The 21,536-nt window shown below is 41.6% G+C and carries 18 protein-coding genes; all 18 read right to left on the minus strand.

The annotated features are described in order from the left end of the window. Positions 1-109 precede the first annotated feature (109 nt). The 18 genes from DXA07_RS04275 to DXA07_RS04350 all read right to left on the minus strand — a co-directional run bounded on the left by DXA07_RS04275 (position 110) and on the right by DXA07_RS04350 (position 21,535). Positions 110-2,365: an ABC transporter permease gene (locus DXA07_RS04275; protein ID WP_118483498.1), complete on the minus strand. Its 2,256-nt coding sequence runs from the start codon at positions 2,363-2,365 to the stop codon at positions 110-112. A gap of 34 nt (positions 2,366-2,399) precedes the next feature. Further along, positions 2,400-3,110 (minus strand): ABC transporter ATP-binding protein, encoded by a 711-nt coding sequence (locus DXA07_RS04280; protein ID WP_118483500.1) that lies wholly within the window; start codon positions 3,108-3,110, stop codon positions 2,400-2,402. Between the two features lie 295 nt (positions 3,111-3,405). Continuing rightward, positions 3,406-3,948 carry a histidine phosphatase family protein gene (locus DXA07_RS04285; protein WP_021943697.1) on the minus strand — a complete coding sequence of 181 codons (543 nt, stop codon included), beginning with the start codon at positions 3,946-3,948 and terminating at the stop codon, positions 3,406-3,408. A gap of 83 nt (positions 3,949-4,031) precedes the next feature. Beyond that, a complete protein-coding gene (sdaAA, locus tag DXA07_RS04290; protein WP_021943698.1) occupies positions 4,032-4,895 on the minus strand; it encodes an L-serine ammonia-lyase, iron-sulfur-dependent, subunit alpha in 864 nt (287 codons plus the stop codon). A 63-nt stretch (positions 4,896-4,958) separates the two neighbouring features. Then, positions 4,959-5,624: an L-serine ammonia-lyase, iron-sulfur-dependent subunit beta gene (sdaAB, locus tag DXA07_RS04295; RefSeq protein WP_021943699.1), complete on the minus strand. Its 666-nt coding sequence runs from the start codon at positions 5,622-5,624 to the stop codon at positions 4,959-4,961. A gap of 267 nt (positions 5,625-5,891) precedes the next feature. Beyond that, a complete protein-coding gene (locus DXA07_RS13355) occupies positions 5,892-9,296 on the minus strand; it encodes a leucine-rich repeat domain-containing protein (protein ID WP_243015412.1) in 3,405 nt (1,134 codons plus the stop codon). Further along, on the minus strand, positions 9,236-10,549 hold the full coding sequence (locus DXA07_RS04305) for a putative Ig domain-containing protein (protein WP_118483502.1): 1,314 nt from the start codon (positions 10,547-10,549) through the stop codon (positions 9,236-9,238). The genes DXA07_RS13355 and DXA07_RS04305 overlap by 61 nt, the downstream gene beginning before the upstream one ends. Positions 10,550-10,628: 79 nt before the next feature. Continuing rightward, positions 10,629-14,195 carry a hypothetical protein gene (locus tag DXA07_RS04310; RefSeq protein WP_118483504.1) on the minus strand — a complete coding sequence of 1,189 codons (3,567 nt, stop codon included), beginning with the start codon at positions 14,193-14,195 and terminating at the stop codon, positions 10,629-10,631. A gap of 524 nt (positions 14,196-14,719) precedes the next feature. Then, complete coding sequence (locus tag DXA07_RS04315) at positions 14,720-15,418, minus strand: zinc metallopeptidase (RefSeq protein ID WP_347465505.1); 699 nt, start codon at positions 15,416-15,418, stop codon at positions 14,720-14,722. A 78-nt stretch (positions 15,419-15,496) separates the two neighbouring features. After that, positions 15,497-15,964 (minus strand): hypothetical protein, encoded by a 468-nt coding sequence (locus DXA07_RS04320; protein WP_021943702.1) that lies wholly within the window; start codon positions 15,962-15,964, stop codon positions 15,497-15,499. 39 nt (positions 15,965-16,003) lie between these two features. Next, positions 16,004-16,318 carry a YbjQ family protein gene (locus DXA07_RS04325; RefSeq protein ID WP_021943703.1) on the minus strand — a complete coding sequence of 105 codons (315 nt, stop codon included), beginning with the start codon at positions 16,316-16,318 and terminating at the stop codon, positions 16,004-16,006. 456 nt (positions 16,319-16,774) lie between these two features. Continuing rightward, entirely contained in the window at positions 16,775-17,101 is a 327-nt protein-coding gene (locus DXA07_RS04330) for a leucine-rich repeat protein (RefSeq protein WP_118483506.1), read from the minus strand. Next, positions 16,993-18,804 (minus strand): leucine-rich repeat domain-containing protein, encoded by a 1,812-nt coding sequence (locus DXA07_RS04335; protein WP_118483508.1) that lies wholly within the window; start codon positions 18,802-18,804, stop codon positions 16,993-16,995. Before DXA07_RS04335 ends, DXA07_RS04330 begins: the two co-directional genes overlap by 109 nt. A gap of 90 nt (positions 18,805-18,894) precedes the next feature. Beyond that, positions 18,895-19,035 carry a hypothetical protein gene (locus tag DXA07_RS12995; protein WP_181983923.1) on the minus strand — a complete coding sequence of 47 codons (141 nt, stop codon included), beginning with the start codon at positions 19,033-19,035 and terminating at the stop codon, positions 18,895-18,897. Between the two features lie 214 nt (positions 19,036-19,249). Next, positions 19,250-19,693 (minus strand): LysM peptidoglycan-binding domain-containing protein, encoded by a 444-nt coding sequence (locus tag DXA07_RS13000; protein ID WP_182427450.1) that lies wholly within the window; start codon positions 19,691-19,693, stop codon positions 19,250-19,252. An 80-nt stretch (positions 19,694-19,773) separates the two neighbouring features. After that, the gene (locus tag DXA07_RS13005) at positions 19,774-20,097 is read right to left on the minus strand and encodes a hypothetical protein (RefSeq protein WP_182429565.1); all 324 of its coding nucleotides are present in this window, start codon (positions 20,095-20,097) and stop codon (positions 19,774-19,776) included. Between the two features lie 3 nt (positions 20,098-20,100). After that, positions 20,101-20,520, minus strand: coding sequence for a phage holin family protein (locus DXA07_RS04345; RefSeq protein WP_118483512.1), 420 nt, complete (start codon positions 20,518-20,520; stop codon positions 20,101-20,103). Positions 20,521-20,536: 16 nt separating this feature from the next. Beyond that, positions 20,537-21,535, minus strand: coding sequence for a hypothetical protein (locus tag DXA07_RS04350; protein WP_118483514.1), 999 nt, complete (start codon positions 21,533-21,535; stop codon positions 20,537-20,539). Position 21,536: the final 1 nt, after the last annotated feature.

Consider the following 21,536-nt stretch of genomic DNA (forward strand, 5'->3'; position numbering starts at 1 on the left):
CTCCCTGTTTTTTATAAATTTGTTATATTTGTAAAAACTTTCAATATTGAAAGTTTTTAGGTCGTTTTTGTTTCAGATCATTCAATTTTGAACATTATGACCAAATGACTTATTCAACATTTTTCAGCGCCTCATCCATCGGGATCCGTTTGATCCTTCTTACCTGGAAAACAGCGATGATTCCATAGGCTGTCATCGACAGGATAAAGATCGCAGGATAAATGTACGGAGCAATGTACATTGTCAGCCATCCGCTCAATGCCTCCCGCATCATCGCATAATAGATTCCCACGATCGCAACCTGGGAAATGACGATTCCAAGAACGACACTGACCGCCATCATTAAGGTCGTCCCTGACAGATATAACTTATTGATCTCCTTATTCTCATAGCCCAGTATCTTTACCATGGAGATAGATACTGTATTTTTCTCAATGATCAGCTTCGTAAGAAGGTAAACCATCAGCATGAATAAGATCAATGCAAACGCCTCAAACAGATAGAACATTTCCCCCATGGAACGGTCAAGCTGTCTGGATACCTTTGTCAGGTCATCCTCTGTTATGATTGAGGCGATCAGCTTCTCATCAATGTCCGTCAGCTTCTCATCTGAGAAATATCCGGAGAAATATCCATCCTCTACATCGAACATCTCACGATAGGTCTCTTCGTTCATAAATACTGCCAGTGCCGCCGGATAAGTGCATACTCCGGATACCTTGATCTCATAAGAATCAGAAGTATATTCCTCCTCTAACTTGATCGTATCTCCATCCTCCAGCTTATATTTCTCACTCAGGCCATCAGAGATCAGGATTTCTCCATCCTTAAGCCGTTCCTTGTAATATTTGCTGTCTGCCTTGATTCCGTAGACCATAATCTCCTCATCTCTAATATCTGTCTTATATAGCAGGGATTTCACCAGATATTTCTCAGCATCCGGATTCTCGGTTTCTACCGGCATCTTCAGAACATACTGATAATCTGCGATCATATTATCTACGATATCATCCTGATAATGCTTCAGCAGCGGTGACATCATCATTCCAAATAACAGCATGATAATGGCAAATACAACACCGACAAACAGCACAACATAGCTTGAAAAATTCTGTATGATGACACGGAGCCGGAATCTGGTAAAGAACCGGAAATGCGGAAGTTTTATCGCTTTCTTTCTTCTTGAACGTGACAGATCACGCCGCAGAAATCTGAGCGGTGACATTTTCAGCTTGGAATTGATCATCCAGGCTGTTATCACAAGCATCAGCAGAATCGGAATGACCGTTGTCTTGATAAATGCATCTGCATTCCATCTGGTTACATAGGTTGTCAGGCTGTAGCTTCCATAATACATATCGGCTGCAACATCTTTAAATACCGTATAACCAAGGATATTTCCGATCAGGGCTGCAACTAAGGTCACAATGATAGGCAGCGAGATATAATGCCGCAGCATTTCTCCTCTTGTATAACCGGAAGCACGCAGCGTTCCGATCGTTCCTGCCTCTTTTACGATCGTATTGTTGATCGTGATCGCAAATATAAATCCCATGATGACAATCAGAATGTACAGCATTGTCTCTACCATAACGGTATCACTGCCCATGTCATCCCCGGTAAAATTAATGGCCTGATTTGCATATCTCGGCACAAATGTCTCCAATTCTCCATACTGGCTGATCACCTTTGCCAGATCATCTGAGACCTCTTTCTCCTCTTTCTTATCCTTCGGCTCCTCATCATATGTCCATGCATATGACATATGCATGAAATCCAGATCAAAGGAATTAAATCGTTCATCTGTTACGACTGCAACACCAAACAGTACAGAATCAAACATCATATCTGAATTACTCTGAAATAATGCACTGTAGTCTGACAATGCCACATAACCGGATACCTTGTAGTCGATTCCATCAACGGAGATCGTATCTCCTACATTGATCTCATTGTTCACGGCATACATACGGTCAATCGCGATCTCATCTGCATCTGCCGGCATCTCACCCTTCATCAGACAGACCTTGTCAACCTCTGTACGGTTTTTGAAGATACGAAGTGTGCTTTCTTTTCCATCCTTTTCAACCGTCTGTTCATAGAAATAATTTTCATACAGCTTTACGCCTTCTGCTTCGATCGCCTGAATGGCTTCCTTTGATGCCGCTTCCTTATATTCAAAATTTCCATTTTCGATATGATACTTCTCAAAGCTCTCATCATATGTAGCAACCATGCTCTCTCCGGCTACCAGAAATCCGGAAACAAAGCCGATACTAAAAACCATAAACAGGAAAATAACCAAATATTTTCCCAAATCTGCGGCCAGCTCCTTTGGCAGCCGCTTCCATAATGGATTTTTCATATTATATGTTCTCCTTTTCTCTGTCTTCCCACAGTTACCAGTCAAGATCCATAGCAGAAATCTTCACATCATTTACAACATTTTTACGGATCATTCCATCACGCAGCTTGATCACACGGTCTGCCATATTCTTGATTGCATCATTATGTGTAACCATGATAACAGTATTTCCATATTTCTGATTTACATCCTCGATCAGCTTCAGGATCTCCTTTGATGTCTTATAATCAAGTGCACCTGTTGGCTCATCACAGAGCAGGATATCCGGATTCTTGACGATTGCTCTTCCGATCGAGGTTCTCTGCTGCTGTCCGCCGGACAACTGATTCGGAAGCTTATGTCTGTGCTCATATAAACCAAGCGTCTTTAAGATATCATCGACATCGAGCGGTGAATCACTTAAATATGCACCAACCTCTACATTTTCCTTTACGTTCAGATTCGGGATCAGATTATACATCTGGAATACATAGCCAAGATGCTTTCTTCTGTACTGTGTCAGTGTCTTCTCATCCATATCAACTGTTTTTTCCCCATTGATCATGATATAGCCGCTATCTGCACTGTCGATTCCACCAATGATATTCAATAATGTAGATTTACCCGAACCGGATGGTCCAAGCAGGACGCAGATCTCACCCTTTGCTACCGTAAAATCCAGTCCTCTTAATACCTCTGTCCGGTTCTCCCCTGATCCGAAGCTCTTTTTCAGACCACTGATCTGTAAAAAATTCTGATTTTCCATTTTGTCTCCTCCATTCTCCAGTACTTTCTATCACACTGGTATATCTTTTTATGATTAACGTTTATCGCTTTGAACATTTGAATATGTGTTCATATGATTAATAGCACAAAACAACTGTATTGTCAATGGTTCTGTTGCAAATTTCAAATTTTTGTTAGTTTTAACTAACATTGTACTATTATACATCTATTCCCGGCACAGAACATGTAAAAAGCACATGCTTATTGATATATTTTTATCATTAAGCATGTGCTTTTACTGTTTTTTGTTTCTATCTGCTCTGCAAAGAGGCATTTTATCTGAAGTTATATTCCCGGATCTCGCAGTTCTTAATCCCGAAATGTGCAAATTCTTCATTTGTCATATCATAAAAATACGACTGTACGATCCTTGAAATTCCATTATGTGCAACAAGCAGATATGTCTTATGTTCAGACTCCGCTTTTATATCATCCAACAGATTATAGACACGCTGGCACAGATGCATCATCGTCTCTCCGCCATCATAATGATCCAGGAAATGGGATTTTGCTTCCATGAATTCTGCTCCATTTCTGGGTGTTGATTCAAACCGTCCAAAGTTTTGCTCCTTCAATCTCGGCTCCATCCGCATCGGAATCCCTGTCATTTCCGATATATGTCTGGCAGTCTCGGCCGCACGAACAAGTGGGGAATATAATATCTCATCGATCCCCGGCTGTTCTTCTGCCAGTTTTCTTCCAAGTTCTTCTGCCTGCCGGTGTCCCAGCTCTGTCAGCTCAATATCCGTTGCACCGCAGATCTTATTCTCCACGTTCCAGATGGTCTGGCCGTGCCTCGTAAAAAATACTTTTCCCATGTTATCTCCTTATTCTTATACTATAGAATTGGATTATATATACTATAATTTCACACCGGCTGTCAACTTTATTCCACAGGATTTCACAGACGTTCAGCCACCGCGATTCCGGTGGCGGTGGCTGCGAGTCCGCCTTTTCCGGTCTCCCGGAGATCCTTATGCATCAGGTCGCCGATTTCCCGCATCGCATCGATTACCTCGTCTGCAGGAATAGCACTTTCAATCCCTGCCAATGCCATATCAACAGCGCACAGCGCATTCATGGCACCGGACGCATTTCGCTTCACACATGGCACCTCCACCAATCCTGCAACCGGATCACACACCAGTCCAAGCAGGCTCTTTAATGCCATCGCTGCTGCCTGAGTAATGAGATGGCTGCTGCCGCTCTTTAACCATGCAAGTGCACCTGCTGCCATAGCGGAAGATGCCCCGATCTCTGCCTGACATCCGCCTCTTGCCCCTGATATGCTTGCCCGTCTTGCGATCACATCCCCGATGCCTGCTGCCACAAACAGAGCCTTTACCATATCATTTTCCGAGGTGTTCGTCATTCTTTCATATGTGATCAATATCGCAGGCACAACACCACAGGAGCCTGCCGTCGGTGCTGCCACGATCCGCTTCATGCAGGCGTTGCTCTCCGCCATCTTGATTGCCCTTGCCATGACTGCTCCGCCAAATTTACCACACATACATTTGTGTGTTGCCGCATAATCAGCCATTTTTTTACCATTTTTCCCGGACAGGCCGCTACGGGAAGTCAAACTGTCATCATACGCTTCATCTGCTTCCTTCATCGAACGATACATCTGGGTCATCCGGTTTACGATATCCATTTCCGGCTGCTGCGAGTCCCTTGCCTCCTCCCGGATCACAGCCTCCCAGAACTCACATTTATTTGTTTTCATATAAGCATCGATTTCTGCCAAAGATGAAAATGCCATTATCATTCTCCTTTTTAATTTCTTTCCTGTGCCACTGCATCCTTTATTACCTAGATTCCACGATCAATCATCTTTCAGACTCAGATAGGTTACCTTCAAGATTCCTTCCAGATGCTCCAGCCATTTCAGGGATTCCTTTGGAACCTCCTGATCACATTCCAGAACCATGACTGCATGACCTCCCGGACATGCCCGATACAACTGCATCGTTGCAATATTTATGGACTTATGTCCAAGCATCGATGTCACCTCTGTCACATGTCCCGGCTGATCCAGATTATGCACGATCAGAGTCGGGTAATCGCCACTGAAATTTGCATCCAGACCATCGATCTTACAAATGCGGATTCGCCCTCCGCCGACTGATTCCGCTTCAATATCAAGCTCTCTGCCGCTTTCTCCTGTCATATGAAGCACGGCTGTATTTGGATTTGCATGTGCAAGCTTCGCTGCATAAAAGATAACCTCCATGCCTGCCTGTTCTGCCAGTTCAAAGCTCTCAGGTACGCGGATATCATCCGGCTCCATACCGAGAAGCCCGGCAACCAGTGCTTTATCTGTACCATGCCCTTTTCCTGTTGCAAGAAATGAACCATACAGTCCGATCTCCACCTTCCGGATCGGTTCATCTATTAATTTATAACAAATATATCCAATCCTTACAGCTCCTGCCGTATGCGAACTGGACGGACCTACCATGACCGGACCTACAATATCAAAAATACTCATTTTGCCACCTTCCTGTTTCTTCCAGTATTCCTCAAATTTATAAATTTTATTCTACGACTGATCTTTAAAGCCATCCTACATAATAGTTCATGAACCGAATCATACCGCCTGTCAGTTTTGCCGCAAAAGCAAAAGCCACCGATATCTTCTGCAATTCATACAGTCCTGTATCACAAACGCTCTATGAAATAACATCTGATATTCCGGTGGCCTTTCACCTTATGTTATGAACTTGTCATATGCTGTCCATATCCGGTACAACATATTCTATTTTGCTTTCTTATAAGATACCTTTGCTGGGATATTGCTCTTTTTCAGAAGGCTTTTATAACTATTCGCCTGCTTTTTCGGTATCGTTACAACTGCTTTTTTGCTGATGCCTTTAAAGGCCTTCTTGCCAACCTTTGTGAGCTTCTTTGTTGTAAATGTAATCTTCTTTAGCTTTGTACATTTTTCAAAGCTGCTCTTGCCGATTGTCTTCACACTCTTGCCAATCGTCACAGTTGTAAGTACTTTGCATCCATAAAATGCCTGAGCACCTACGGTCTTTACTTTATCACCAATCGTGGCACTCTTCAAGTACTTATATCCCTTAAATGCCTTCTTACTGATGGCTGTAACATTAAATGTAACTCCACCGATCTTGACCGTATTCTTAATTGAAAGCTTAGTAAACTTCTTATCTGACTTCTTCTTTGTTGTACCAATTACAGTTACAGTTCCCTTACCATTTGTCGATGCTTTTGTGATCTTATACCGGATGCCCTTTACCGTATAGGTATTATTCTTAGCAACCTTGATCCGGAAAGTCTTTGTTATTGTACCTGTATACTTTCCCTTACCGATAATCGTAATCGTCGCCTTACCAATATTCTTATTATTCTTATATTTCACAGTATAATCTGATTTCGCTGACAGCGTCTTTCCCTTGACTGTCACAACAGGCGTCTGCTTCAATTTCTTTCCTGTATAAATAACAGAGGCCTGTATACCTGTAACAGAGGCTTTACTGATGTCAACCTTTGTCGTAGGCTTATTTGGTGTCGGATTCGGCTTTACCGGTGTTGGATTTGGCTTATCGGAACCCGGATCGGTCGTTTCCTCTTTCTTTGGCAGAATCTCCTGCTTCTTGTAACCACATACTGTACATTCATAGGTCATAATACCTGTAGCTGATGTAGTCGGTGCCTTTGTTACTTCTCCCTTACCAAATACATGCTCTGCCCGCTCAAGGATTTCACCACAGCTGCATTCCTTCCAATGCTGGCTGTCGTCTGACTTCCATGTATAGGAATGTGAATGCTCCTCGCTGATCACGATCTCCACACTGAATATAATTCCTCTATGTGCCTGATTCCAGCCCTTATTACCGGTCCAGTCATAATTTGTACTGTCATCCGGCTTGAAGCATACCTGTACGGTGCTGTTCTCTGACAGAATGGTCTGGTTTGCTGTATACCAGTAGTAGTATCCTCCTTCTGCATCCGGAAGCTCCACATCCTTTAACACAGTGTCCTTCTTTACTGTGATCGGTGCGATCTTCTGTGTAAATTCTGCTTTTACAGGTTCTACTGTTACTGTAAGCTCTACCGCATCTACCTGATCATATACTTCTGTATTCTTTGGAATATAGCTTGCTTCAAATGTATAGCTTCCTGCTTTTTCAAGCTTCGTTGCCGGAGCTGTCCATACAAAGCTTCCACCCTCTGTTTCAGGAATCTCTACGTCTGCAAGCGTCTGTCCATAAATACCGGTCAGACCGGTTGGAACCGCAAAGTCCGGAGCCTGTTTTTCTGCTGCTACAGATATCTTTACCTTGATCTGGATCGTTCCATCTGCAAGCTCCTCATATGCACCTTCTGCAAGGTCTGCTTTACTCCAGTCATAATCTGATGTATTCGCAGGAATGAAATATGCATCATATTCTTTTGTTCCTGCTTTTTCGATCACTGTCTCCGGAGCTGCCCATTTATAAGTACCCTTTCCGGATGTTGGAAGTGTTACGCTCTCTAATGTCTTTCCTGCCAAACCGGTACACGGATCCGGTGTCTCCATAACAGGTGTGCCCTTTGCAACCTTTGTAAATGTCAGCTTAAAGCTTGCAACGGTCTGATTCTTACCGCAGATCTTGATCGTTACCGTCTGTGCTTCCGCAGCTGCCTTTGTCGGTGTTCCATAGATTCTGCCATTCTTCAGCTCCAGACCAGCCGGAAGCACCGAACCCTTGGCAAGGGAATAACCAACTCTTGCTGCAGCACTGTCAATATCGTTTGCAATCTTTAATGCAGTCAGATCATATAATGGCTTATCCTCAGTTGTTGTCACCCCTACAACTGCTGTATCTACTGTATCTTCGTCTTTATCCAGAGTGATCATAGTTGCTGTATCATTCTTCATATTAACCGTAAATACTGTAGGTTCATATGGCATAGCGGCTGTCCATGTTGTTTCATCACTCTTATTCATCACTGATTCAGAAGAACCATAAACGATGGAATCAACTGTTGTATTTTCTATCGGAATACCGGTTACTGTTACTTTTACAGAACCGTTACCACGGATATATACAGCATCATCACCTTCTATACCGGAGGTCTTCATATCACCCGTCGTGGAGGCTGCAAGCTGTACAGGAGCTGTATCGCCTTCCTCAAAGCAGAATTCCGGATAAACAAGCTCTGCTTTGTAATAGATTGTACTATAGTAACTTAAAGTCTTCATCATGGATGGTTCCTTAGAGGTAAGGATATCTCCGACTGATGTTGAAGATACCATCTGCTCCAGATCACCGTCATTGATGATTGTTCCGTTATTTGTCAGCTTACCAAATTTGAATCGTCCTGTTTCCTGATTGATAACAGAAGCACCTGCATGGATCGTCAGTGTGCTTACAGTCGTATAACTGATCTCGCCACTATTTGTAATGGTGCCGGATACAGTTGACTTTGAATATCTGTCACCCTTACACGTCAGACTGCCTTTGTTGGTCAACGTGCCATTCAGATCCGCATCTCCTGTATATACAACCTTCACACCATCTGCGATCGTGATGTTGGAATCCTTCAGCGTATGAATATCTCTGGTTTCTACATCCTTATCGATCGTGTACGCTCCACCAAGATACAGATCCAGATAGTCTTCCGCATACAGACCGCCATTTAATGTCCAGTTGTTGTTATTCTGGTAGATATAGGTAACAATACCTCTGACATTTCCGGAAACTGTACGTTTTGCCCGGATATTATCTACTATACCATTTGCCGCTACCGTATAATTATTGCGACCCGTTTTGTCAGTAATATTGATGTCTCCAACAGTTCCGCCATATGCCAGCGTACATACAGTTGTATTCTCCAATGCACCGCTGACACCAAATGAATTCGTATCAAGTAAGACATCCATATCTCCATCTATTGTAGAATTATAAGACAGGTAATTCTTACCACTACCGCCTACTTCCCAGTTACCAATGATGTCATACTTTACAGATCCATGAATGGTACTGTCACATAAGCCAAATACGGAGCTTGAACCGGTAATCTGCTGTCCATTATAATTTGCAAATGCATATCTGCTTCCGGATGCCCCAATTCTTACATTTACTGACTTATTTACGACTGCCGAGCTTGTAACATACATCTTGTAATTTTCTCTATATGCCGTCTGTGCCATCTGTGCTGATCTGTAAACTGGAATACCAGTTCATCCGCCGTTGCCACACCAAGACCATATACATACTGATACATAGTACCTGCTGTCGCATAAAGCTCTGCCTTCTTTACAACTGCCAGATTTGCTATGTATGTATTGCTTGAGATCTTACCGCCCTTGATATATAAGCTTACGGTACCATCTACCTGCGCCTGGGAACCTGTAATATTTGCTTTACCTCTTGCGCCGTACAGACTGCCAATCGTTCCACCATACATATAGATAGAGATATCACCCTCATATGGTGCAGTTGTATCTGCATATCCAATTATGGCTCGTGTACTCAGATCGTAGGATGTTGCCCCTGCAATCTTTAATGCCTTTCCATTATCTGCAATTCCATCATGGTCATCATCCGGATAGATGGATACCTTTTTGCTGTCTGATGGATCCGGAAGAATGACAACGGAATGTCCCTTCAGATCAATATCCGTATACTGCTGTACATTCAGCTCCTTCGTCAGATCTGTAATCTTATATCCTTCCTCCTGAACAGTAAATGTAATCTTACATTCTGTCGCAGATCCATTTCTTCCTGTAATACGGAATACTGCCTCTGTTGTTTCTGCATCATCCGCAAGTGTACCGACTACCTTTGTTCCTTCCAGCTTCAGACCTGCAGGAAGTGCGGAGCCAGACTTAAGCTGATACTTAACAGAGCCCCCATACTGCATGGTTGTATCATTCTGGATCTGGATCTGACTAAGATCGTACGCCGGATCAGCAGTTGTATATTGGGTTCCTTTTACTACCATTGGATCTGCATACTGTTTGGAGCATGTGATCTGCTTCGGAATATAATCAATATATAGTTCAGATGCCGCTTGTGGAAATGCCAGCTTACAAACGCAGTCCGCATCTCCTTCTACCGGTTCTCCCCCATTTACAGATATTGCCCCTGTATATCCTGTAATATTTTTGTACTTTATATTCTGTGTTTTATTTCCCGGAAGGTAATAATAGGATTTCTTCTCATCCTCTCTGTATTCGTATGCATAATCTTCTGCAGAAGAATAAGATGTGATATCCTGTAAATTTGATGTCACAGTCACGACAAAATACAGCTTCGACCAGTCACTGATATCGGTATCCTCTGCAAACGCTCCATCCACCATCCATTTTCCGGTACAGGCAAATGTCTTTGCAGACACAGCTCCTTTATGGAAGATCTGAGCAGATGTATTCTTGATCTTGATATCTTCTGCCTTGAGCACCGCATCCTTTTCTATATATACATATGCATATCCCGGTGAAAAAGTATCAATGTTACATGTACCATGGAACCAGACCTTATCATAGGTCCATTCGTTTTGAGGTTCCGGCAGTTACACCCTTATTAAATGTTGTCTCTGTCCCTCCCGGAAGTGTGATCGCACCGGTGATCTCTACCGGAGCATTCGCAGTAAAATCCTTATACTGCGTTACCTGCAAAGAATCTCCTGTCAGCTTCTCATTTACTATATAATCCTCGACTGTGATCGCACCTGCCTGATCGATCAGATACCCTTCATAGAAACCATAACCGGATGGATTCTTAATAGCCATCTTGCCAACAGCCGCTTCTTTTCCCCGCTTCATCCTCATATACTGCACATGCGCACTGGAATCCAGTCCGTATACAGTGCTAACAGCTCCACCCTGAATATCTATAACAAGTGAATCTGAATCGGCATAGGACATAGTTGCACTCTTAACTCCAAATATACTTCCAACCGAACCACTAAGCACTGTGATCCTGATCGGGCGATCATAATCAATACCGGAAATACCATAGATCGTATATCCTGACAGATCTCCGCTATACATAGCCTGTCTGCCATCAGCCTTACCATCCCGATCATCATCTGCATAGATACCAGTGAGGATCACCCCATTATCAGATGTACCTGTCTGCTGAAAGACTGCAGATGTTCCGTTCAGGCTGATCGTCTTGTTTTCTTCATCGACCGTCAACCGTTCGATCGTGCTTTCCTGAATTTTCTGTACCTTGGACACGATCACATTTAATCTCAGAACAGCTTCCGTCCCATTTCTACCTGTTACATGGATATCCACGCGTTTTCCATCTTCATATAAAACAGTCGGAGTACCAATGATCCTGCCCTCTGTAAGTGTTAAACCTTCCGGAAGACTGTATGTAGCATCCTCTTTATATGAAATTGTGCCTGTTTTTGCATCATTCATAATGATCAGTCTGTTCAGATCATATAATGGCTGTTTCTCTGTATAGGTCTGATTCAATACAGCACTTGGATCAACAGATGTTTTCTTGATATCAATCGGAATTCCTTCAAATGCTGCTGTAACTACAACCTGCTCATCCGGCATTTCAAAGCTATAGGTATTTCCTTCCTTTGCAAGCTCTGATGCCTGGGTATCTGACTGCTTCTTTACCGTTGCTGAAAGGAATCGATAGCCCTTATTTGTACTGATATATACGGTTACAACATCTCCTGATTTACAATACCGCGTATCCGGATCCAAGGATGTCTGTTCACCGCTTCCAAGCGACATACTACCCTGATTCTGATCTACCTTCATAACAACCGGATATTTTATGCCTGCTTCATTTGACTCTGTCTCAATCTGTCCATTATTCAGATAGATCGCTGCAGCAGATGAACCGATCTGCTTTATAGCTGCTGCTTTTATCGTTCCCTTATTCACTACCTGCGCAGTGTATGGAATATATACATTTTCTTTTGTAGTCACTGTGATCTTTTCCGGAATCAGAACAGCTGCATAGCCGTAGCTATAATTACCATACGATCCGAAATACACATTATCCGCCGTTACATTTTCTGTAAGAATAACCTTGCCACCATAATAAATATCATTTTTTACCTTAACAACTGCTGACGCATTCTCTGTCTGCGAAGATGCCGGAATCACATAATACTTCGATGGTAACTTACAGTCATCTGTTATCGTCATATTGAGTGTTGCCTTTTGAGGTAATGAATTGGAAAAGGTTACCGCGCTCAGCTTGCTGAAATCTGTATTCTCAATCCATACATCTGTCGTTCTCTCAGCCGAATCCGAAATACTGCTATTATTGTTTGCAAAAAGAATCTTTTCTGATGAAGTTGATGTGATCTCACTGTTTCTGATCTTATAATCTGCATTTCCATAAAGAGTAACATTATTGATTGCATAGAAATACCGTGACCGTATGCTATTTACATCTGCTGTGAGATCGCCTTTTATTGTTGGTGAATATACAATATAATAAGAGCCATTGCCCGCCGATGTATTCGTATTGATCACCGGCTCTTTATCCTTATCCAGGATCGTTGCATCATTCTCATGGGCAGATGTAATCTTTACATTTTTATCCACATATGCATTATAAATTCCGTAATAGTCATAACAGATATTTCCGGATGTCCGTATCTCACAATCATCTCCCAAATAACCATTCATAACTCCATATATGCTATTTCCTGCTGTACAACCTGTGATCGAGATCGTCTTTTTTCCATATCCTTTTCGGGTTTCGCTGTTCGAACCATAATAACCCCAGATATTACTTCCCTGGCATCGGCTGATACTGATGTCAGCCTGTCCATTTATATTTGCAGAACCTGTATAATATCCATATACATTTATGCCATTCCCTGTAAGATCTTCCATCGTGAGCTTCACAGAATGAGTCTCAACGACATCATACAGTCCATATATGATGCCCCCGGCTGAGTTCTTTCGGATCGTGATATCTGCATCATAGCTGTCGCCCTGTACCCCTTCATTTCTTAGAAAGGAACAGCCGCTGGCTCCGTAGACAGCTCCTGATACCGTACAGTTCTCGATCAGAACCTTTACCTGTCCCTTCAGACCGGAGGAACCATTTATACCATATACACTTCCAAATGTTCCACTGCCGCCAAGGATCTTGATATCCGTATCACCTTCTACATAGCTGCCGCTTTCGATGCCGTAAAATGTCCATCCGGAGCCTGTATAATTCTTCAATGATACATCCAGCTTTCCGGTACAATTTGCCGCCTTTAGTACAGTAAAGGAATCGCCTCCGAGTGCATTAACTCCATCCGCATCAAAGGTCACATTCCCCACAATCTTACAGCCGGAGTCCACTGCTGCACCTTTTGCACTTTCACGCAGCGTAATATTACGCATTGTGACATTCAGATTCTTCTTGACCTCCGCTCCTGATGTAACCACACCGATTCCATTGTAAGTACCGCCATTTAAATTCAGTGATACATCTCCTGAAACACCAGCGGTCTTAACCGCATATAATGCAGACAGGCTGCATCCATCACCTGCTTCTACTGCCACAGAACCTTCTACGGCTGCATTCTCAGCTCCTGTTACAGTTCCGATCGTTGCACCGTTTTTTATACGCAGTGTTAATGCTGTCTTGCTGCTGTCTGTGTTCAATGCTCCATTGCTCAGTCCGTATACATAGCCAAGCTTTGCACCATCTATTGTGATTGAAACCGGCTGATCATATGTCTGCTGATAAAGTCCATATATCGGCATACTGCTTGAATAAATGATATCTGCACTTCCATCTAACTTAAATGCCGTTTCACCCTGATCAACGATTCCATTCTGATTCTTATCCTCATATATATTTATATAAGGAATCTGCTCCGTTGCATTTTTCGATGTACATATGACAACTGAATTACCATTCAGATTCATTCCTATCGTACTGCCAGAGTCATTCTTTATATATGTAACTCCTTTTGACGGATCAGCTGCTGTATAACCGGAATCTGTCCCGCTGTCTCCCTGTCCATCTGTCGCCGCCTGTACAGCTAAGCCCTGTGTCATACAAAGACCTGCCGCAAGTGTCAATGCTGCTACATATCCTCTCATACTTCGTTTTCTCATTCTGTCCTCCATTCATCGCTGTCTGGAACCGCATTCTGCCAATTCCTATATATACTTTGATATACTATAAATTGCCAGTTATCCAACCCCTTGGGATAACTGGCAATGTCATTATGTTTCCGGTTGTGATACCTTGGGCATATTTTTGTGTAATCTTCTAAATTATTGCACAAATCCGTATTATTTTTGTGAGAAACTATCCAAATTTATCACACCATATATATTGTAGCACATTAGCTTTATAAATACTATTCACAATTTTGCAACATATTTTTAGCTATTTTTACCAATTTTAACAAATTATTTGTATATTTTGTACTATACGCTTCTGCAACCCGAAAATTATTCTCATATATGTGCATCCATTTCTCCATATTCATCCTGTCATAAAACAAAAAAATAACCGGAAAGCTGAAAACCGGTATCATTCAATACCACATTTTTTCAGCTTCCGGTTACATTCATATCATATCCCGGCATGCCCATAAATGTGCACTCCGAAATATCAGATATTTACTTTTTAATCATCTTCTTCTGTTTGTAAGTAACAGCAAACGAACAAGCTGAAGGATTGCAGTTACCATTGCGGCTACATAAGTAAGAGCTGCAGCAGTTAACACTCTCTTGGCCCCACCAAGTTCTTCTTCTGTCATAAATCCGCCATTTCTTAAAATAGCAATTGCTCTGCCTGATGCATTAAACTCAACCGGCAGGGTTACAAACTGGAATACAACGACCAATGAAAATAACAGAATTCCCAGTGTGATACATACATCCAGTCTTGGGATCAGTAAACCGATCAGGATCAACGGCCATGATAATGTAGAACCAATGCTTACAACCGGCACGATCGCTGAACGAAAACCAAGCGGCGCATATCCTTCCGCATGCTGGATCGCATGACCACACTCATGTGCTGCTACACCAATTGCCGCTATCGATCTGGAACCATATACATTCTGTGACAGATTCAAGGTATGATCCTTTGGATTATAGTTATCCGTTAATTCTCCGGCAATCGGGCGGATCGTTACATCTGTGATTCCGGCATTTCTGAGAATCATCGCTGCTACCTGTTCTGCAGTAAATCCTGATCTGGTCGATACCTTCTCATACTTCTTATATGCTGATTTCACCTGAGCAGATGCGATCAGTGACAGAACAACTCCGATCAGAACTAATATATACGTTGGGTCAAAATAAAAATAAGGCATATCACTCATCTCTTTCTTAATATATATAATATCTGTAATAGTCTTTCCCTTTAAGTTCTCCCATTTCAAACGAAATACACCAAAGGATTATTTTTTTCTTCTCTTTGACTTTTTATCAGTCTGTTCCCCATACATTTCTCTGTACATTTCTTCTCTCGGATCGACCTCTTCATTTTTTCTGTCTGCCAAAAGAATCCTTCCGATAAATCCAAGTCCACCAAAGATCAACACCAGAATAACCAGCCAGTCAAATAAAGTCATGGTCGTCAAATGTATATTCGTTGTCAGAATGACCATGATGACGATCAACAGTCCTGCAAGTGCCGAAAAAACCTTTGATGCAAAGGAATCTGTCATAAACATCCAGACAATTCCTATGATCAATGGAATCACTACCATTCCTGAACTGATTCTTGCTCCCCAGATGGACATCCCTCCAAATGAAGAAAAGAAACTGGACGATACGATTACTTTCTGTGATAAGATAAATAACCCTGCCACCAGCATCACGATCCCGGCAACAAATGTCATCAGCTCATGTTTTGGCTTCTTCATATACTCCTCCATTTCTACCACTGTATGTGAATCAATCTGTTATGCTGTAAACTTCACTGCCGTTCCGGAAACAAGGATCTCCGCACCACCGGCAACAATTGTTGTTGAAGCAAATCTGACATTTACGATTGCATCTGCGCCCATGCTCATAGCCTGGTTGATCATATATGAAATTGCTTTATCCTTTGCTTCTGCCATCATCTGTGTATATGCCTGCATTTCTCCTCCTACCATATTACGGAAGGATGCTCCGATATCTTTTCCGATATTCTTACACATAACACAACAGCCTGTTACTAATGAGAGTACCTGATACTCTCTTCCTGGTATATTCTCTGTATTTACTACTACCATTTTCTTTTCCTCCTGCGTTTTCCATAACCTTTTATTTCTCCTGCTCCCTGCAGGCTTCTTTATCATACCACGAATGAACGCGACCTGTAAATCACTTTATACTACACGTTAGCATCATTAAAACATGCATTTTTTATGTTTTCTTTTCACAATTCATTGACATCCTGAACATAGAATAAACACATTTATCCAGTAATATAAATACCATCAAAGGAAAACAAAACCAAGAGGACATCACCGGAAATGCGGTCAGAGCAAGCGTTTCCGACTGAATGTCCTCAGATCTAAAAAGTGCATACCTGAATATCAGATACACACTTTATAATTATTGCTTACTTTCATTTTTCATAGATTCCCTTCCTTCGCCCCGTAGCAATACCTGCTGCGGGGCTTTTGTTTATCTCATGTCTTATATAGCATCTGCCATATTCCGAACATTCCGGAAGACTTCTATTTTTATTTTATTTTCTTAACCTTAACGCTCTTTGCAGCTCCGGCTTTTTTGAAAGCTGATTTATATGCCTTTACCTTTTTCTTTGGCACGCTGATCGTTGCTTTTTTATTTATCTTTGTAAATGCTGATTTTCCGATGGTCGTTTTCTTTAATTTACTGCTCTTGACCGTGATTGTTTTCAGCTTCTTATCACCATAAAATGCCTTGCTTCCAATCTTGCTTACCTGCTTTGGAATCGTGAGTTTCTTGATCGCTGTACACTTGGCAAATGCTTTATCACCAATTTTTGTAGCTTCGCATCCAATGTAACCTTGGCAAGCTTCTTGCATCCGTAAAATGCACTCTTGCCAATTGATTTTACATTTTTACCAAGCTTTACGGTTTTCAGCTTCTTGCAATTCTTGAATGCACTTCCGCCAACAGAAGTAACCTTGAATTTGTAGCCCTGATACATAACAGTTGCAGGAATTGTTGCTTTCGTTACAGACTTCTTGGCTCCATATAATGTAACCGTTCCTTTTTTCACATCTGACTTTGTAATCTTATAACGCAATTTTCCAACTGTGAACTTTGTTCCAACTGCCGCAGGTTTTTCTGCCTTGATAAATTTCTGGGAATACTGATTCTTTGAAGTATCAATACCATCCTGCTTTGCTCCTGCAAAACTGTTGTTTGAAATATGGGATACATTCTTTGGAATCACCATCTCTTGGATATTATTGCAATTCTTAAATGCATTATCTCCGATATTCTTAAGACTGTCCGGAAGTTTTATCGTATTCAGATTATGGCATCCATCAAATGTGCCATTCGCAATCTTTGTTACACCCTCCGGGACATCGATCACATGAAGATTATCACAGGTCTTAAATGCTCCTGTACCAATTTCCTTTAATGTCTTGCCAAGGAACTTTACTTCATTCAGATTGTTGCAGCCATAAAATACATATGCTCCTACCTTCTCCAGGGTCTTTGGTGTTATCAGTTCATGAAGATTATCACATTCATAAAATGCATAATCCGGAATTATACGGATCTTTGTCTTTGAAATATCGATCTTAATATTGACACAATATGCAAAGGAATATTTTCCAATCGATGTTACACTTGCAGGAAGTGTGATCTGCAGATTGGAATTTCTTGCAAATGCATATGCTCCAATAATCGCTGTATTAGATGTTTTTGCAAACTCGATCTGGTTCAGATTGCCGCACTGATAAAATGCATAATCACTAATCACCTTTATTGTTGTCGGTATCTGAAAACCTCCATTTAAAGCAGCGGTTTCAAATGCATATGGTGCGATCGTCGTTACCGGAACAGGGATCTTATACAATCCCTTTCCTGTATAATGAAATGCCGGAGCAAAACGATACGCCTGCTTTCCATCCTTACTGAGAAGCAGTTCACCTTGATTCTTATTCTGGATCTGTGCCTGGTTTGGATTATTTGTATTCCATGTATATGTCTTAAAATAAGCGTTTGTATCTGCTGCTGCAAATCTGCCGATTGACCGGCAGCCGGCAAATGCCCCTGTACCAAGCTTTTTCAGATTGGAAGGAATAGCGATAACTCCCATCTCAGCATATGGAACAACAACACCCTGTGCCGTTGCAGTTCCTGCCGCATCCGTTGCCGTAGCTGTATCATTTGCATCTGCTTTCTTGTAGCTGTACAGTGTACTAAGGCTCTGGCAATTCTCAAATGCCCGGTCACCGATCGTTACAATCGTATCCGGAACTGCGATCAGGGAAACCTTCTCACATCCCTTAAATACATTATTGCTAATTCCTGTTACTGTCCTGCCGTTGATCGTTGCCGGTACAATGATCTGTTCCGCATTCTTGTTTCCTTTGTATGCGGTGATCGTACCATTTGCATCACATACAAATGATGCTGCTGCACTATATGTATACATCTGTCCTGCATTATCAGCTTTTGATAAAGAGCCCGCACCCATCAGTGCCAGTATGCAAATACACATTGCTGCAGCAAGCATCAGCCATAATTGTTTACTTCTTGTCTGCTTCATAGCATAACCTCCCTAAAAAATACTGTTTCTATTTTATCATGCCATTCCACAGAAAGATAGTTTATTTCGATTTACCCTTATGAAATACTTTTATTTTTTGATAGTTGCTTTTACAACACCCTTTACAACCTTATATTTTTTATTGCCCAGTTTTACAGTGCCTGTAACCTTCTTTGCAATCTTTCTTCCTCCAATGTAAATGTGATCGTTGGATTCTTCCACTGTGTCCATCTAGAATTTTTATCCATTTTTAGACAAACGAAAAAAAGCCTAAAACCTTTCAGTTTCAAGCTTTTTGAATAATGCCGGCGACCGGCACTTTCTTAATTTTTCCCAACTATGAAAATAATTGAAAAATCTAGGTTTTAAGCCATTTTCTAGCACTTCTTATTGTATCAAATATGAAAGTAAATGAAATATTTTTGCCCCTAAATTGCCCCTAAAATCAAACAGCTGGTAATGTCAATATCTGCCCAACATGAATCGTGGTGCTTGTGATCTTCGACAGGCTCATGATCTCCCTGTACCGTGATCCGGATCCGAGATACTTTGCAGCAATATCCCAAAGTGTGTCACCTTTTTTGACCGTGTATGCCTTTGTCTTCTTTGATGCTTCGTTTGCTTTCGCATTTGTGCCCGGGATACTAAGTACCAAGCCTGGATGAATCGTTGCACTTGTAAGTGAGTTTAAACTCATGATCTCTCTATATCGTGATCCTGATCCGAGGTACTTCTCTGCAATATCCCAGAGCGTGTCGCCTTTCTTTACTTCTACAGTCTGGTATCCGGTATCATTATCTTTTATATCTGCTTTAACATTGTCGACATATGACGGCACACCATATCCTATAATGTACTTATCATCAATCCGATATATACGCTCATGCACAGCATCCGATGTATTTCCCTCAACTGTATATATATAAGGAGGACATACCTTTGTAACTATTCCGACATGTGACGGATCCGTCAGCTTGTGAGCTTTTGAAAAAATACCGGAATTCCGGGAACTGGTGTGTATGTGCCACCATAAGCCTTTGCATTCTTCCATTTTCCCTGCTTGATGAACCATTTCATTCCGGCAGTACATGATGCAAATCTTGAGACAACATCTTTTGCGATTCCGCATACGATCATAACCCATGTAACAAATATAGCGCACCACGCAACATCCATTCCGAATGTTGAACCTGTCGCTTCGTTATATATTTTAATGTACTTATCATCACCATCCGGCTCACATGTTCCAATCTGGCTCTTCGCTGTGCTTATAATCTTGTCAACAATACTCATATTCTATTCCTCACTTTCTGATTTTTTCTGCAATATATCAATAGCCTTAGTAATAACCGCCGGGAGTGGTACACCCATAAGACCAGCGTTCTCGACAAGTGATATCAGTTCGTTCGCAATGAATGCAATGATCACCGCATCTCTGATATAGTTTGTTCCGATAATCAAATCAAGCCTGTACGACACAAGAACAAATACAAGCGTCATGCATTTACGGCATAACCCTTTCCAGCACGTCTTGCTTTCAAGGCTGCCGGTGTCCGTTTTTCTGCTCTTGTGAAACACTCCTGCGACCACAAGACCTGATACATAATCAAGCCCCATGAAAATCAAAAGAGACACCAGTCCGGTGTCCCATCCTCCAAACAATGCTGCTATTCCGGAGCCAACCGCTCCGATCATTGTACATATAAACTGTTTCATGTTTTCATTCTCCTTTCTATGATCCGATCATTCCGCCACCGGGGTTTATAATACTTCCACCAGATTCTATCTTGATTTTTGCAAGATTAATAAATCCGTCATGCAGAGATGCTACAAGCGGATCAAGTAACTTTCTTACATCCGCTATTGTTGACACTTTTGTTTCATCCGGCAGTAACGGCAATGACATTACACCTGCTATATTTGTGAACTCTGCACTGTATTTGTTATCAACATTCTGTAACTTTAATACATCTGCAGACACTGTGTTGATGCTTTCCTTAACATTATTAATGTCTTCAGTATGTTTGTCAGATAAGTTCTTTATAGAAGCCTTTACGGATTCTATATCTGCGTTTACAGCATCCAGTTTATTTTTATTATCATCTATACCTTGTGAAAGTTCAGTATCTTTTTTTGACAATGATAATATGTCACTTTTTACTCCATCAATAGCAGATGTTCTTGCCTGTGTCTCCTTATCAACAGCATTTTTTATATGATCATCCGTCTCTGCCTTTGTGTAAACCGATGACAGCCTTGAATATAATATCTCAAAAAGAGGTTTTACTGTTCCTATATTAATACCATTGATATTAATCTCATACAGTGGGAAGGTATCTTCTGTTGCTCCCCAATATATACTTCCTGTCGGATATTCTGGTGTTGCTGCTGTCCCTGCAGATGGTGTACCTTTAATTACTTCAAGTGTTACATTTTCAATGCCAGTGTCTTTTTTGTACTTTGCTACAATAAGATCTTTCCGGTTGTATCCTTGACTGCCGCTGTCAATCATAAGATCGTCATAATCTCCTGCAGGGATCCGAGCATGACACCCTTTCATAACCAGATCCCCACAGGATACTCTTGCAGTATTGACATCGACCATAGTCAACTTGAACATATCTCCAACTGGCAGCACATAGTTATCTTTTCCAATGATTCCAAGATTCAACGCTCGGTCATCATCTGCCGTTACATGATTTACTCCGGTTTTTCCTGTTACTATTTTCATT

The organism is Clostridium sp. AM54-37XD (genome assembly GCF_003478225.1).
In the GTDB taxonomy this organism is placed as follows: Bacteria; Bacillota; Clostridia; order Lachnospirales; family Lachnospiraceae; genus Coprococcus; species Coprococcus ammoniilyticus.